13 protein-coding genes are annotated in these 14,016 nt (G+C 34.6%); 6 read left to right on the top strand and 7 right to left on the bottom strand.

The window, feature by feature from the left end; translation table 11 throughout:
• Nucleotides 1-266 precede the first annotated feature (266 nt).
• The 4 genes from DD829_RS05005 to DD829_RS05020 form a co-directional block, all read right to left on the bottom strand.
• On the bottom strand, nt 267-1,514 hold the full coding sequence (locus DD829_RS05005; protein WP_108411295.1) for a hypothetical protein: 1,248 nt from the start codon (nt 1,512-1,514) through the stop codon (nt 267-269).
• Nucleotides 1,515-1,595: 81 nt separating this feature from the next.
• Nucleotides 1,596-2,072, bottom strand: a complete 477-nt coding sequence (locus DD829_RS05010) for a hypothetical protein (RefSeq protein ID WP_108411296.1) — start codon at nt 2,070-2,072, stop codon at nt 1,596-1,598.
• A gap of 64 nt (nt 2,073-2,136) precedes the next feature.
• A complete protein-coding gene (locus DD829_RS05015; RefSeq protein ID WP_027385416.1) occupies nt 2,137-3,003 on the bottom strand; it encodes an RNA polymerase sigma factor RpoD/SigA in 867 nt (288 codons plus the stop codon).
• 392 nt (nt 3,004-3,395) lie between these two features.
• Nucleotides 3,396-4,187: a S1/P1 nuclease gene (locus DD829_RS05020; RefSeq protein ID WP_108411317.1), complete on the bottom strand. Its 792-nt coding sequence runs from the start codon at nt 4,185-4,187 to the stop codon at nt 3,396-3,398.
• A gap of 220 nt (nt 4,188-4,407) precedes the next feature.
• Between DD829_RS05020 and DD829_RS05025 the strand changes: the two genes are divergently transcribed.
• From DD829_RS05025 to DD829_RS05040, 4 genes are all read left to right on the top strand, one after another.
• The gene (locus tag DD829_RS05025) at nt 4,408-5,415 is read left to right on the top strand and encodes a type VI secretion system baseplate subunit TssG (protein ID WP_228408131.1); all 1,008 of its coding nucleotides are present in this window, start codon (nt 4,408-4,410) and stop codon (nt 5,413-5,415) included.
• A gap of 56 nt (nt 5,416-5,471) precedes the next feature.
• Nucleotides 5,472-6,386 carry a TssN family type VI secretion system protein gene (locus DD829_RS05030; protein WP_108411393.1) on the top strand — a complete coding sequence of 305 codons (915 nt, stop codon included), beginning with the start codon at nt 5,472-5,474 and terminating at the stop codon, nt 6,384-6,386.
• 10 nt (nt 6,387-6,396) lie between these two features.
• A complete protein-coding gene (locus DD829_RS05035) occupies nt 6,397-7,536 on the top strand; it encodes a hypothetical protein (protein WP_108411394.1) in 1,140 nt (379 codons plus the stop codon).
• A gap of 142 nt (nt 7,537-7,678) precedes the next feature.
• Nucleotides 7,679-8,857, top strand: a complete 1,179-nt coding sequence (locus DD829_RS05040) for an aminotransferase class V-fold PLP-dependent enzyme (RefSeq protein WP_108411395.1) — start codon at nt 7,679-7,681, stop codon at nt 8,855-8,857.
• Between the two features lie 442 nt (nt 8,858-9,299).
• On the opposite strand, the gene DD829_RS05045 is transcribed toward DD829_RS05040, so the two are convergent.
• Entirely contained in the window at nt 9,300-9,953 is a 654-nt protein-coding gene (locus DD829_RS05045) for a metal-dependent transcriptional regulator (RefSeq protein ID WP_108410401.1), read from the bottom strand.
• A gap of 84 nt (nt 9,954-10,037) precedes the next feature.
• On the opposite strand from DD829_RS05045, the gene DD829_RS05050 reads away from it, so the two are divergent.
• Complete coding sequence (locus DD829_RS05050; protein ID WP_108410400.1) at nt 10,038-11,069, top strand: threonine aldolase family protein; 1,032 nt, start codon at nt 10,038-10,040, stop codon at nt 11,067-11,069.
• Between the two features lie 43 nt (nt 11,070-11,112).
• On the opposite strand, the gene DD829_RS05055 is transcribed toward DD829_RS05050, so the two are convergent.
• Together DD829_RS05055 and DD829_RS05060 are read right to left on the bottom strand one after the other, a co-directional pair.
• Nucleotides 11,113-11,613, bottom strand: coding sequence for a hypothetical protein (locus tag DD829_RS05055; RefSeq protein ID WP_108410399.1), 501 nt, complete (start codon nt 11,611-11,613; stop codon nt 11,113-11,115).
• Between the two features lie 140 nt (nt 11,614-11,753).
• The gene (locus DD829_RS05060) at nt 11,754-12,332 is read right to left on the bottom strand and encodes a YdeI/OmpD-associated family protein (RefSeq protein WP_108410402.1); all 579 of its coding nucleotides are present in this window, start codon (nt 12,330-12,332) and stop codon (nt 11,754-11,756) included.
• Between the two features lie 657 nt (nt 12,333-12,989).
• Here DD829_RS05060 and DD829_RS05070 point away from each other — a divergent pair.
• Nucleotides 12,990-13,670 carry an XRE family transcriptional regulator gene (locus DD829_RS05070; RefSeq protein WP_076390194.1) on the top strand — a complete coding sequence of 227 codons (681 nt, stop codon included), beginning with the start codon at nt 12,990-12,992 and terminating at the stop codon, nt 13,668-13,670.
• Nucleotides 13,671-14,016 lie beyond the last annotated feature (346 nt).

The raw sequence follows: 14,016 nt of genomic DNA on the forward strand, positions 1-14,016 counted from the left end.
AGAATAAAAATCAAAGATTTTTAAAAACTATTGTGAACTTTTTCATTTATAATGATCAACTTTAAATAAAAGTTTAGTCATCTTTTGTGCCTTTTGTGGTTAAATAAAAAGTTTAAGCAGACGCATCTTTAAGGCGCAAGAAAATCAAAGATTTTCAATAAAGATTGATGCTGAATTTTATCGCAGATAAAATCCAAGTTTTAGAATAAAAAAAGACCATCGCAATGACGGTCTTACCTGTTTTTTAATTTCGGATTAAAATTTTACTATTCGTATTTGGAAAAATCAACCGCAAAAATACATCGGTTCACCTGACTTCCGTTTTGTGCTCCTGCATTCGGTTCATATTCGGTTAAACTCCACAGGTAATTATATTGAGACTCATAGTAAAGAGATTCCGCTCCGTAAGGCCATCTGAAACGTACCGTATCATCTGCACCATCGGTATAACGCGCTAATCTTGCATTTGATCCGTAAGAATTGCTTGGAGATCCGGTACAGGAAAGCCACGTTCTGTTGCCTTTTCTGAAAACACCCTGAATTCCGTGCGCATGGTTGTCTGTGAAAAGACTGTTTTTCGGAGTCACGGTTACAATTCCTGTATTCTGAAGTCTTCCGTTCGTATCAACCGGAAAACCAAATACTTTCGGAACGATGGAAGCATCCGCGCTGCCTGAATAATATTGCCCTGTCCAGAACTGCGTTCCTTCATCATTTACCTGAATCGTAGAGAAAGGATTCGCGTTGTTGATTTTCTGATATCCTGTCTGTGGCAATATGTACCTGTAATTGAAAGCGAACAGGTTTCCGTTAGAATCTTTACCACATTTATCATTGGTGGTGTCTCCCGTGCTTACTTCAATAATTTTATTCAGATCGAAAACACGAACACCTAAATTTGTGCTGCTGAGATAGATTTTACCTTTAAAATAGGCAATTCCGCCTGCATGAACATTCAACGGAGCGTAAGAACCATACTGTGAATAGCTTGCTGTACCTGCCGGAATATCGGGCTGAACCAAAAGAATATGGCGGTAGGTAAGATATGTACTGGAGCTCGGACTGATGTCAATTAGGGTAATTCGGGAACCTTTAAATTCAGCTTCATCTTTTGCATACCAACTCACCAAAAGATAACGGACTCCATCTTTGGTAAATCCTGAAATCCCTTGCGGTCTCCAAAGTGAAGTTGTTTCATCATCGGTGTTCCATCGGATTCCTCTCACTCTGTTTTCTTCAGGAATATTGAATCCGTAGACTTCGGTATAAGCACTTCCGCCGATTGCCTGACGGTTTTTATCAATCTGTGAAGGATTTAAAAAGCTGAAACCGGAATTGATGTATGCGCTTGTATCGGTGTAAGCATTTACACTTACGTCTGCGACAGCTTTGCTGAGACTTGCTTTTGAAGATAAATTTTTTTCTTTTAAATTTGAAGCGATGTCATTATCTGTACATCCTATGCTCGTTATGGTAAGCAAAAGCATCCATCCGAAAAGTTTTCTTTGAATCATGATTAATTTAATTTGTTTGGGATTTTAAATTGCATGCGAAACTATCGGATTCTTTTTCTAACTGGATTTCAAGCGGATTAATTATGTATTAAATTTATGTTTTATGAGTGGTAAATTATCATGCATATTTTGACCGTTAATATATTTTTCTAAGTCAAAATCTTTGTTTTTGAGATCAAGATTTACTTTAATGCTTCCATTAGAATTCCTTATTTCAAGTCTTTCTTTTACTTTTTGTTTTAGATCATAAGAATATTTAGAGAAAACCTCTGGAAAATCCTCATAACTTTTAGTAAGCTGAATGATTGGTTTATTGAATGTAAGAATAAAAATTTCGTCATCAAGAAAAACAATATCACCTTTTCTGTAACTTATTTTTGCGCCTAATTTTGAATAGCCTTCTATCTCGGTTTCCACATTTCGAAGTAAAGTATATTCTCTGTCTCTGATGAAATCATAAAACCGTTTCTGTTTATTTTTATTTAAGAAGTAAACGAATATATTCCCGAAAATAAAAATCAGGATAAATCCTCCGATAAAAAGTTGTGATTCATTCATTTCAGCAAAAATAAAAAAGCGGAACCTGAAAATCAAGCTCCGCGTCGTATTGTTTCGTTAAAAATTACTTCCCTAAATAAGATTTTAAGATCTTACTTCTGGTGTTGTGCTTCAATCTCTTAATCGCTTTTTCTTTGATCTGACGAACTCTCTCTCTTGTAAGGTCGAAAGTTTCCCCGATTTCTTCTAGAGTCATCGGATGTTTTCCGTTCAGTCCGAAGTATAATCTTACCAAATCAGCCTCTCTCGGAGTTAAAGTATTCAATGCTCTTTCGATCTCAATTTGAAGAGATTCAAGCATCAAATCTTTATCCGGACTTGGAGATTCTCCTGAACGCAATACGTCATAAAGATTAGAATCTTCACCTTCTACCAAAGGTGCATCCATCGACAGGTGTCTTCCGGAGTTTTTCATCGATTCTTTGATATCTTCCTCGCTCATGTCAAGAACTTCAGCCAATTCTTCCGGAGAAGGTGGTCTTTCGTTTTCCTGCTCAAGGTGAGCGTAAGCTTTGTTGATTTTATTGATGGAACCGATCTTGTTTAACGGCAATCTTACAATTCTCGACTGTTCTGCCAAAGCCTGTAAGATCGACTGACGAATCCACCAAACCGCGTAAGAGATGAATTTGAAACCTCTAGTTTCATCATACCTTTTTGCCGCCTTCATCAGTCCTAAGTTACCTTCATTAATCAAATCGGGTAAAGAAAGACCTTGATTTTGATATTGTTTAGAAACCGATACCACGAAACGAAGGTTGGCTTTAATTAATTTTTCCAGTGCTGCTCTGTCGCCTGCACGGATTCTCTGTGCCAAATCTACCTCTTCGTCCGCAGTAATTAGTTCTACTTTACCAATTTCCTGCAAATACTTGTCTAATGAAGCAGTTTCCCTGTTGGTTACCTGCTTAGTGATTTTTAATTGTCTCATCTATTTTATCCTCAAAAAAGAGTTTCTACTATAATATACGTATGAAGGAACAAAAAGGTTACACGGGTTACAAAATATTTTCATTTATTTAAACTCAGTTTGAAAAAATAGTTGTAAATTATAGCTCTCACTTCACAGAACAGCGATTTTAGGGCTTTTTAGATGTTCAATAAATTTTTAAAACTTTTTACATAAAGGCTTTTCGCGCTCGAAATGTATGCTCAAGTCTTACCTGAAAACAAACCTTTAAATATATTATTCTAGATGGTTTCAGCATGACAAGTATTGTTAATATTTGTTATTTAAAATAAAAAAAGCGAAACAAAAGTTCCGCTCTATTATTTAAAGGTGAAAATAAATTGACTTTTAAAATTCACCATTGACAATTCACTTTAAAAAAGGTCATTCAACAGTTTTGCCAGTCTCAGACCTCCATACAAAAGCTGTCTTTCCATTGTATCGTTAAATTTATACTGATAATCGTAAGACAGTTTAGAATCGTTTGGTGTCTGTGCGTAGATTCTGTTGGCAATTTTGTGAGAATCGTACAACCAGTCTTCTAAAGTTCCGGTCTGGATCTGCTTTACTTCGTCATCCGACTTGATGTCCAGTAATTTTGCATATTCTGTGTAGCTGTATTTCTGAGAATCTACTAATTTTCCGTCCCAGACAGAGTGCAAATTGGATTTATCACCGAAATATGTCACATTAATTTTGTTTCCTCCCAAATCTTCTGCTCTTCCTACGTGTAAAGGCTGCGAAAGATCTCCCATCATGTGGATCAGGAAAATTAAAGCGATTTTTCTGTCTTTCTCAGAAGTTTTTTCGTCTTTGATCTGGCTGGATAATGCTTTGATCTGTGTGTATAAACTTGGTCCCGCCTGCGCTTTCAGTTTTTCTTCAAATACTTTAAAATCCGTCTGCGGATCGATGTTTACATAATGCCACATTGAGGTTTCCTTCCAGACTCCTGTAGTATCAGATTTAATGAAATCCGGCCAGTTTGCCCAGTACGCAAGACTTTCTCTCCCCATCATTTTTCTGATCTCTCTTTTTGCCTTTCCGGAAAGGTGATTTTCTGCGATCTCTGCAATAATTCTGTGTCCCGTTAATCCCCACGCATAAGAATAAAGCGAAGATGCGATGAATGCTAAAACCAGCATTTTAGAATAAATACTTTTCATTGTAAAATAACATTTTCAGGGGGCAAAGATACGGTTAATTTAAGGTTCAGGTTAAGCCTAAGGATAAGGATTTTAAAAATTAACGTAATCTTAAACATAATCCAATATTATTTCGGATTTTTAAAGTAAATTTTTTTGTTACAATTTTCATAAATTTTACATTTAAGATTTATATTATTCTTTTAAATGCTAATAATTTAGTATTTTTAATATGAATTTAGTGAAAGAATATTTTTTCAATAATTCGAGATATACTATTTTTACAAGCCAAATCACAGGAAAAACCATGTATGAGAATAATATTGTAGACATGCAATACAATAAGCTGCAGACCGACTTCAAAGCAGAAGCTGTAGCCGTTAATCTTTTAAAATACCACAGAGCGGTAAGCAATATTTTTATCGACAGGATCGGGATTAATGACCGTGCCTATTTAAAGGATATTAAAAGTATTTCGAGCGATTATCTGGGGTTTGACGAAGAAGTTTTTACCATAGAAACCTATAGAGAAGGAATTTACGATTATCTTCCCGAAGGACTTTTCCATCCGCCTTCTTTAGGAGCCTCCCGAAAAAATGTAGATACCGTTGTCCGCGAAATCCGCAGACAGAAAAAAGTGGAAGAGGATGCCCGAAAATTTTTCAAGCCTTTTGAGCTGGAAATATTTTTTACGGAAATCAGTGCTTTACTCAAAGAGTTTGACTTTGACATTTCCAGCGACACAGATTCTTTACTGGAAACCGTAAGTGAACTTTGGCCATTGATTAATAAATTAGATAAGAAAAACGCCTGTATTTTTATTTACATTTTACCTTTCTTTCATCAGATCAGAGGAAATAAATCGTGGTTTGAACGATGTATGACCGCATTTTTACAGACTCCTGTAAAAGTAACTTTTGCCCCGAATGTTATTGACGGAGTGGAAGAGGAAGATGATTCTATGCTGTTGGGAAATTCCAGATTGGGAGTTACTTATATTCCGAGCGGAAAACATATGGACGGGCAAAGGAACTGGGTAATAAACATTGGACCAATTCCTTACACCGAAATGAAAAAATATATCGACGGCAGTCCGTTCCGGAAAGTTTTGCAGGCGATGTACGATTATTTTCTGCCTGTAAGTGTGGATGTGGAAGAAAATTTTATCACAGAAAAAAAGGATTATTCTTTTGCACTGGAAGATGATGATAGAAATGCAAACCGGCTCGGTTACTCTACCTTTCTGTGAATTTTTTTAACTATATTTACAATCACCAAGAAAAATATTAATTCGAAAAAAGACAAATGGAAATTTCTTCAGTAAAAGGAATCTTTTTAAGGTATATTCTTATGCCTTTATTTGCGGTTATCATGATGGTCATTTTAGGAATCATCAGAAAAAACAAACCCGCAATTAAGATCAAAACCATTATCATCTATGTTCTGCTGTGCAGTTTATGCCTTGCGATTCCGGGTATTTTCGGGTTTGCAGGAAATTTATTCAATCCTTACTGGTATTTAATTGCCCAGATCATTTATCTTATTTTAGGGATTATTCATGTTAATTTATCAGACCGATATTTCAAAAAACATTTCAGTTCTACCACAAAAAGTATTTTGTTTGAATCGATTCTGTCTTTAACGTGTATCGGATTCGGAGGGTATCTTTTTTATCTGATTTTCGGCTGGATGAGTCGCGGAACCGGTTATCCGATTATGGCAGCAACGAGTATTTTCATATTTATTGTTCCTCTTGTTTTTCATTACTGTTATATTCAGTTAATCAGCATTCCGGTGGATATTTATAAAACCTGGAGGTATTCTCCGGAGCAGAAACTTCCGGATTTTGAAGGAGCGGATTTCGACAGATTAATGGTTTTGAATGTAGAATTAAGTAAAAACCTTGAGGATTCCAACAGATTCAGAATCAAAGCAAAAACTTTACCTACCGGAATTACTTTCGGGGACTGGTTTTACAGAGTTGTGGACGATTATAACCACAAAAACCCAAATTCTGTTATTCATCTTACGGATGAAACCAGAGAATCCTATTACTGGATCTTTTATACCAAAAAATCGTTCTTCAGCTTCAGAAAATACATCGATTTCGATCAGGATATTACAGAAAACAGAATTTCTGAAAACGACGTCGTGATCTGCAAAAGAGTGATCCAGCATGAAGAGGAAGGCTTAAGAAAACCACAGCAAAACACCATCTAAAATATTGAATATGATACAGCCTATAAAGCATTTTGCCATTAATTGGGTTGACGGGATGAAGGTTTCCCAGAGACATCTTAATGATCAGGACAATTTTTTAATCGATACCATCCGAGATTCCAATTCGTTAGGAATCACGACCTATAATTACGGACTTTTACCGATCTCGAATAACTTTACCGACCGAACTATTTTTGATGTTCATAATACCGCGACTAATGATGTTCAGTTGGTTATCAAACATTGTAGCGCAGTCACCATGGCGGGTTACAGAATTGAACTGAACGACAGGAGAGTGAGCGTAAAATCTCTGGCAAAATCCATGCATGAGGAACAGGCAGACGGAGAATATTACATCCTGATTTCGGTAAATCCTTTTGATAAAGTTCCTTTTGGAGATATCGATCCGGAGGAAATTCCGCCCCGTCATCCGAATGCACAATCGAATCACCATATCGAACTGCTTCCCGTAACATCCCTGAACAGCAGCTATTCGGGAGGAAATTATCTGATCATCGGAAAAGTAGATTTAAAAGGAAATATTGCGCAGGTGGATTCTAATTTTATTCCGCCCTGCACATCGATTCAGAGTCATCCTGCGTTGCTTGGTTATTACAACAATTTTGCAAAATCCATTGGGAATTTACAGCAGTATGCTTTTAAAATTATTCAGAAAGCTTCTCATAAAAATCAGAATACGGCATTGGCACAAAATGTTAAATTCCTTTGCAATACCATGATCGATACTTTCGGGGATATGTATTTTCAGTTCAGAAATATTACGCCTTATCAGCCGCCTGTATTTTTAATTGAATCTTTTGCAAAACTTGCACTCCGACTGTATAATGCGACTCAGGTTCTGGTTCCTGCAGAATTGGAAGAAATGCTGAATTACAGTCTGGAATGGAGTGAAATTGCCCCTCATACCTTACTTAATCAGCTTTCAATAGTTGCTGAAACCAATTACGATCATCATAATTGCGGAGAACCGTTCCTTTACATTCAGCAGGTGCTGCGAAGTCTTGAAACGATCTTTGCCAAACTGAGTGAACTGGATTATATTGGTCAGAGAAAAGAAAATATTATTGTTAACGAACAGGAAGTTTCCAACAATAATAACCCGAAAAGAGGGTGGAGTGTTTTGGATTAATGTCAAAACATATTTAAAAAATACAAATCCCGATACGATAAATTCGGGATTTTTTGTGTAAAATTGTTAGACGTTAAATTTCTTTGAAAATCAAATTATTGAAAATGATTATTCTTTCGTCAGAATTAAACAGTAATAAAAAATGAATGTAGCTAAAATAAGAGAAGATATAAGAGGTCTTTCGGACGGAAAAATTTTCATGAATAATGCAGGATCTTCTTTAATGCCTTCAATCGTCGTGGACTCAATGATTGATTATTTAAAGCAGGAAGAACAATTCGGAGGATATGAAGTTGCCAACAGAAATACTGAATTATTAGAAGAATTTTATGATGAAACTGCAAAACTGATTAACTGTAAACCTTCCAATATCGCCTTTGCAACAAGTGCGACTGAAGCATTTGCAAAGGCATTATCGAGCATTGTTTTTAAAGAAAATGATGTCATTATCACAACGGCTGATGATTATATTTCCAATCAGATCACCTTCATTTCGCTTCAGAAAAAATTAAATATCAAAATCATCAGAACCAGAAATCTTCCCGACAATGAGCTTGATCTGGAAGATCTTGAAAATCTGATCAGAAAATATACCCCGAAACTGGTTGCCGTTACGCATATTCCGACAAATTCCGGACTGATTCAGAATGTTGAAGGAGCAGGCAAAATCTGTAAAAGATATAATATTTTGTATTTGGTTGATGCCTGTCAGTCAGTCGGTCAAATGATGGTTGATGTCGAAAAAATTGGCTGCGATTTTCTGACGGCAACAGGAAGGAAATTTTTGCGCGGACCGAGAGGAACAGGGTTTTTATATGTTTCGGATAAAGTTTTGGAACAGAATTACGCACCTTTGCTGTTGGATATGAGAGGAGCGAACTGGACGGAATACAATGATTATGAATTGTTTAAAACAGCCAAAAGATTTGAGCACTGGGAAATTTCCTATGCTTCTTTATTAGGAGTTAAACACGCCATACAATATGCCAACCATATCGGATTGGATACCATTGCAGAATACAATAAGATTTTATCTGAAAAATTACGAAACAGCCTCAAAGACAGCGGTTTTAAAGTTTGGGATTGGGGAAATCATCTGAGCAGCATTGTTACATTTTCCGGTCCGGATGGAGATCTGGAAAATATTCAGAAGGTTTTGAAAGAAAATAATGTCTTCTTTTCTGTAACGTATAAGAATTCAGCGTTAATTGATTTTACAAATAAAAAAATCAACGGAATCGTGAGATTATCTCCACATTATTTCAATACTCAGGATGAGATTGAACGGGTTTCTGAAATGCTGAAGAATAGTTTAAAATAATATATATCCGCTTCGACAAGCTTTAGGACATTGCTTAAAATAACTAATCAGTCTGTTTAAATTTTTTATTTAGCCGCAAAAGGCACAAAAGATGAACGAAGCATTTATTTAAAGTTGATGATTATAAATGAAAAGATCACAATAGTTTTTAAAAATCTTTGATTTTTATTCTTTTGATTGCTTTGATTATTCTGAAAATCCGCTTTATCAAGCTTTTTTACCACAAAAGATTTAAACACTTTAGTTGTTTAAGTTTAATGCTTAAATGGAAACAAAGAGCACATAAGTTTAAAAATCAAAGATTTTTTTCTTTGCAGACTTTTGAAATACTTTAAATAAATCCAATAAAGTCTTTTGTCTCTTTTGCGGTTTATTCTGAAATTAGTTTAAACAAGTTTAATATGAAGTGAGCTTGTTGAAGCATATATTTTAGGCTAAAAAATTATTTTTTCACCAGTATTTTTTCCGTCGCTTTTTTGCTTAAAACTTCCTGTTTTCCTTCGATTTCGATGGTTACGGATCTATCAAAGCTTTCAATTTTAATAATTTTGATTTTTTTATTCAGAAGTAAATTTCTTTCCGTAAGGTAATTTAAAAAAGCATCATCCGAAAGTGTAACCGATGCAAACACAACCGTTTCTCCAACCTCGCAGTTGCTTAGCTTTTGCAGATCCTGTGCAATAATATTTCCGTCTTTATCAGGAATGGGTTCTCCATGAGGATCGAATTTCGGATAATCCAGAATTTCATCCATTTTGTCAAAGAAAACAGTAGAGTGGACGTGTTCCAGTTGTTCTGCGATCTCATGAACATTTTCCCAGCCAAAATTCATTTTTTTCACCAGAAACATTTCTGTAAGGCGGTGTTTTCTTACGACCAAAGAAGCTTCACGACGACCTTTATCCGTGACAATCAAAGGTTTGTAAGTTTCGTAAATTACCCAGCTTTTGTCTGCAAATTTCTTCATCATGTTGTTAACGCTTGGCATTTTTACGTTCAGAAATTTGCTCAGTTCGTTAATCGTCACTTTTCCCTCATGGTCAACCAGATGAAACAAAGCTTTCAGATAATTCTCTTCTGTTAATGTATTTTTCAAAATGTTAGATGATATTCTGTACAAATCTAACAAAATATTATGAATAAATTAGGCACTTTCGGCGAACTTTTTTAATTTTACTCTATGAAATTTTCATTCAAAAACGACTATTCAGAAGGTTGTCATCCCAATATTTTAAAAGCTCTTACAGAGCATAATCTCGATCAGCAAGCCGGTTACGGAGAAGACCTGTATTCTTTAGAAGCAAAAGCACTGATAAAAGAAAAAATCGCCAGTCTGGATTCTGAGATCTATTTTGTTTCGGGCGGAACGCAGGCAAATCTTATCGTTATTTCTTCGGTTTTAAGACCTTATCAATGTGCAGTTTCTGCATCGACAGGACATATTCTTAACAATGAGACCGGAGCAATTGAAGCAACGGGACATAAAATTCTGAGCATTGAAAAAGCAGACGGAAAATTAACTCCGGAAGACATTATTCCGGTTCTGGAAAATCATAAAAATATTCCGCATCAGGTAATGCCAAAAATGGTTTACATCTCGAATTCTACGGAGCTGGGAACGATTTATACCCTAAAAGAATTGGAAGAACTTTCTACATTCTGTAAAGAAAAAGGTCTTTATCTGTTCATGGATGGCGCAAGAATGGGACATGGTTTAACCTCCGAAATCAGCGATCTTACGCTGGAAAAAGTGGCAGAACTGACTGACGTTTTTTATCTCGGAGGAACCAAAAACGGAGCTTTAATCGGGGAAGCCATCGTAATCAATAACAAGGAGCTGCAACAGGATTTCGCCTTTAATATCAAACAAAAAGGAGCATTACTTGCCAAAGGAAGACTTTTGGGAATTCAGTTTCTGGAACTGATGAAAAATGATCTGTACTTTGATCTGGCAAAACACGCCAATTCGCAGGCGATGAAGATGAAAAATGCAATGAAAGAAAGGGGAGTGCAGTTTTTATCTGATACATACACCAATCAGATTTTCCCGATTCTGAGCCATGATTTAATTGAAAAACTATCCGAAAAGTTTGAATTTTATGTCTGGAAGAAAATCGATGAACATTTTTTTGCTGTCCGACTCATCACTTCTTGGAATACAAATGATGAAGCCGTAAACAGTTTTATTGAAATTATTAACAAAGAATTATAAAAAAATGCAACCGCTTTTGGTTGCATTTATATTTTACTGTCTTTTATTGTAGAGCCTTTGTAGCCGTACTGCAATCAGCCGTTTTAAGATTTCTTCCGCCTTCATATTTTATCTTTTTCTCGTTGGCATATTTTGTTCCGGTTTCGGCATCACGTTCGCCGATTCCTTCCATTAAGCCGTCTTTGGTTTGTATAAAATAGATATCGTTTTTATTTCCTGAAACCCCTTCAGAAGCAAATTCATACGTCAGTTTAAGCGTATCTCCAGATTTAATTCCGCTTAAAGTACCTTTATTGCTGTCTTTTTCGCTGTTTTTGGTTGCCATTTTTCCGGTGATGGTTCCCAGATTATCGTCAATGCTTACAAAAACGGTATCTTTTCCGGTAACTCCCATGTAACAGAATGATTTTGCACCCAGTGTATCCGTAATCTTTTCTGTTGTCGAAGCAGTATCCACAGAAACTTCATTAGCAGCCGGAGCTTGCGGTTTTTTGTTGCAGTTAAACAATACAACCAGTGAGCTTAATAAAAGTAATTTTTTCATAACCTTATTATTTATAGTCAAATTTTTTCGATCTTACTAAAATACTAATTTATGATGACAATTGAATTTTGTTAAGATAATGATTTATTGTTAAATTTTGTATAAATTAAAAAACATACAGTTTTATCAAATAATAAAAACTAGTCATTTAAACCTTTTCCGTTAAGAATTTCAGAGATATACTTTTCAATTCTGGATATTCTGGTTTTTGACTGTTTCGCTGAGGAAAAATAGAGTAGATACGCACGTTGTCTTCCGGGAGTTAACGCTTCAAAAGCTTTCTGAAGTTCCGTATTCTCACTCAATTTTTGAGCAAATTCTTCCGGTATGTTGAATTCATGTGTTTTTTTCATTTCAACTTTCGCTCCGGATTCTTCAATTTCCACCGCTTCAAATATGTAATCGCTTAAAAGATTCTCTAAATCAATGATCTGTTGCAGATTTGTAAAACGAATCTGTCTTGTTGCCTGTATATTTTCTGTCTGCCGAATCAAAATATTTTCAGAATCCTTCATCAAGGCGCCTTTGAAAAAGAGGAGTGCGCAATATTCTTTAAAACCATGAATCAGGAAAATATTTTTCCCTTCGTATGTATAACACGGACAGCCCCATTTTAAATCTTCTGTAAGCTCAGTTTTCAATGCAATTGTCCTTAATTTTTCAAATTCTGTCTGCCATTGTCCGGTTTTATTAAAAAAGAAATCAACTTTTGGATTCATAATATTTTCATTTACAACTGATTATAATATTTTCTGTTTATGGTAAAATCAAATTTATTCATTTTTCGTATTGCCACTTAAAATTTATAGAAATTATTTCATAAATATTTTAAGCTAAATCATTACTTGAATCAAAGCTGCTTATTAATGCAGACAGATTATATAAAATGTAAAATTAATCATAAGATAGAAGCGAAGCTTTTTAAGCGCATATATGGTCTTATAAATTAAATAAATAGCATAGGTAGAGCCTTGTTTTGCAGGGCTTTAAAACGCTTAAATAACTATGGATAAAATATTTAGCAAAATTAAAAAAAACGACATAAATACTCTATTTAGTCATAAATAAAAAATCCTATAATTTATATTATGTTAAATAAAGTGTATTTTAAGAATTCCTTGATTTTCAAAACCGGAATATTTTCATCAGCAGAATTCTTTCAGATGAGCATGCTTAATTGTTTATTGAAACTTTCATTTATAATCTCTAACAAATTCAAAACTTTATTTTTCTACTTCAAATATTCTTCAGCGATTTTAATTTTATGAATGGTTACCGACTCTATCAAAATATTTTTTAAAGGAACTTATCCACAACTGCCCTAAAACTTAGGATTCTCCGGCAAACATTCGTATTTTTACGTTTTAATTTTTTATATGTCGATTTTTTCAGAAAATATCAGACTTTTACGCGCCAAATTAGGAAAAACCCAACGCGAATTGTCTCAAAAAATACAGATTACAGCTTCCAGATACAGTTCTTATGAAAACGGAAAATCTAAACCTCCGGTTGATGTCTTAATTAAAATTTCAAGAATTTTTAATGTCAGTATTGATCTTTTGCTGTCGGTAGATTTAACGAAGCATGCTCTTGAAGATATGCTGAAACTTCCTGATAACCGTATTGTTCTGCCTGTAATGGTAGATCAGAACGGCGACGAAAGCATTGAAATTGTCTCTCAGAAAGCTTCTATGGGTTATTTAACGGGTTACAGCGATCCGGATTATATTGAAAGCCTTCAGAGAATTTCTCTTCCTTTTCTGAAAAACGGAAAATTTCGTGCATTTCCTGCGGATGGAGATTCTATGCCGCCCTTTAAGAACGGCTCATACATCATCGGAAAATATATGGAAGGTCTTAATGATCTCAAATCCGGTAACACCTACGTTTTCATCACTTTAAATGACGGAATTACTTACAAACGTCTGAAATCTAAAAATGAAAATTCTTTAACGGTTGCCGCAGATAATACATTTTATGAGCCTTACGAAATTCCTTTAAATGAGGTAGTTGAAGTTTGGCAATATGCAACAGGAATTTTTCCTGAGGATTTTTAAGGAAAACAAACTCAATCAATTTATTTATTCTCTTGATTGAGTTTCTGTACTACTCCATTTTTAGAAATTTTCAAATGACTTTCGTAGAATATTATGTTAAATTACTCTACGGAAATTATTGTCTATTTTCTGATCAGAATAATTGGATTTTTTACAAATTTTAATCCATATTTCTATATCATAAAAAACACCACCCTTTTACAAGAGTGGCATATACCTAATTTTAAAGCAGAATTTAAATATATAAAAGAATGAATAAAACTTTTAGTGATAATTATTTCCTAAATTCTATAAATGATAAAGTTTTGTATTTTATACATCACTAATGTATGAATAATTTTAATAG

Origin of the sequence: Chryseobacterium sp. HMWF035, assembly GCF_003094695.1 — a bacterium.
GTDB classification, from domain to species: Bacteria; Bacteroidota; Bacteroidia; order Flavobacteriales; family Weeksellaceae; genus Chryseobacterium; species Chryseobacterium gambrini.

What these genes read in the sequence shown, in the direction of transcription:
- DD829_RS05005 (WP_108411295.1), bottom strand. Translation starts at nt 1,514, where the DNA reads ATGATTCAAAGAAAACTTTTCGGATGGATGCTTTTGCTTACCATAACG.
- DD829_RS05010 (WP_108411296.1), bottom strand. Translation starts at nt 2,072, where the DNA reads ATGAATGAATCACAACTTTTTATCGGAGGATTTATCCTGATTTTTATT.
- DD829_RS05015 (WP_027385416.1), bottom strand. Translation starts at nt 3,003, where the DNA reads ATGAGACAATTAAAAATCACTAAGCAGGTAACCAACAGGGAAACTGCT.
- DD829_RS05020 (WP_108411317.1), bottom strand. Translation starts at nt 4,187, where the DNA reads ATGAAAAGTATTTATTCTAAAATGCTGGTTTTAGCATTCATCGCATCT.
- DD829_RS05030 (WP_108411393.1), top strand. Translation starts at nt 5,472, where the DNA reads ATGGAAATTTCTTCAGTAAAAGGAATCTTTTTAAGGTATATTCTTATG.
- DD829_RS05035 (WP_108411394.1), top strand. Translation starts at nt 6,397, where the DNA reads ATGATACAGCCTATAAAGCATTTTGCCATTAATTGGGTTGACGGGATG.
- DD829_RS05040 (WP_108411395.1), top strand. Translation starts at nt 7,679, where the DNA reads ATGAATGTAGCTAAAATAAGAGAAGATATAAGAGGTCTTTCGGACGGA.
- DD829_RS05050 (WP_108410400.1), top strand. Translation starts at nt 10,038, where the DNA reads ATGAAATTTTCATTCAAAAACGACTATTCAGAAGGTTGTCATCCCAAT.
- DD829_RS05055 (WP_108410399.1), bottom strand. Translation starts at nt 11,613, where the DNA reads ATGAAAAAATTACTTTTATTAAGCTCACTGGTTGTATTGTTTAACTGC.
- DD829_RS05060 (WP_108410402.1), bottom strand. Translation starts at nt 12,332, where the DNA reads ATGAATCCAAAAGTTGATTTCTTTTTTAATAAAACCGGACAATGGCAG.
- DD829_RS05070 (WP_076390194.1), top strand. Translation starts at nt 12,990, where the DNA reads ATGTCGATTTTTTCAGAAAATATCAGACTTTTACGCGCCAAATTAGGA.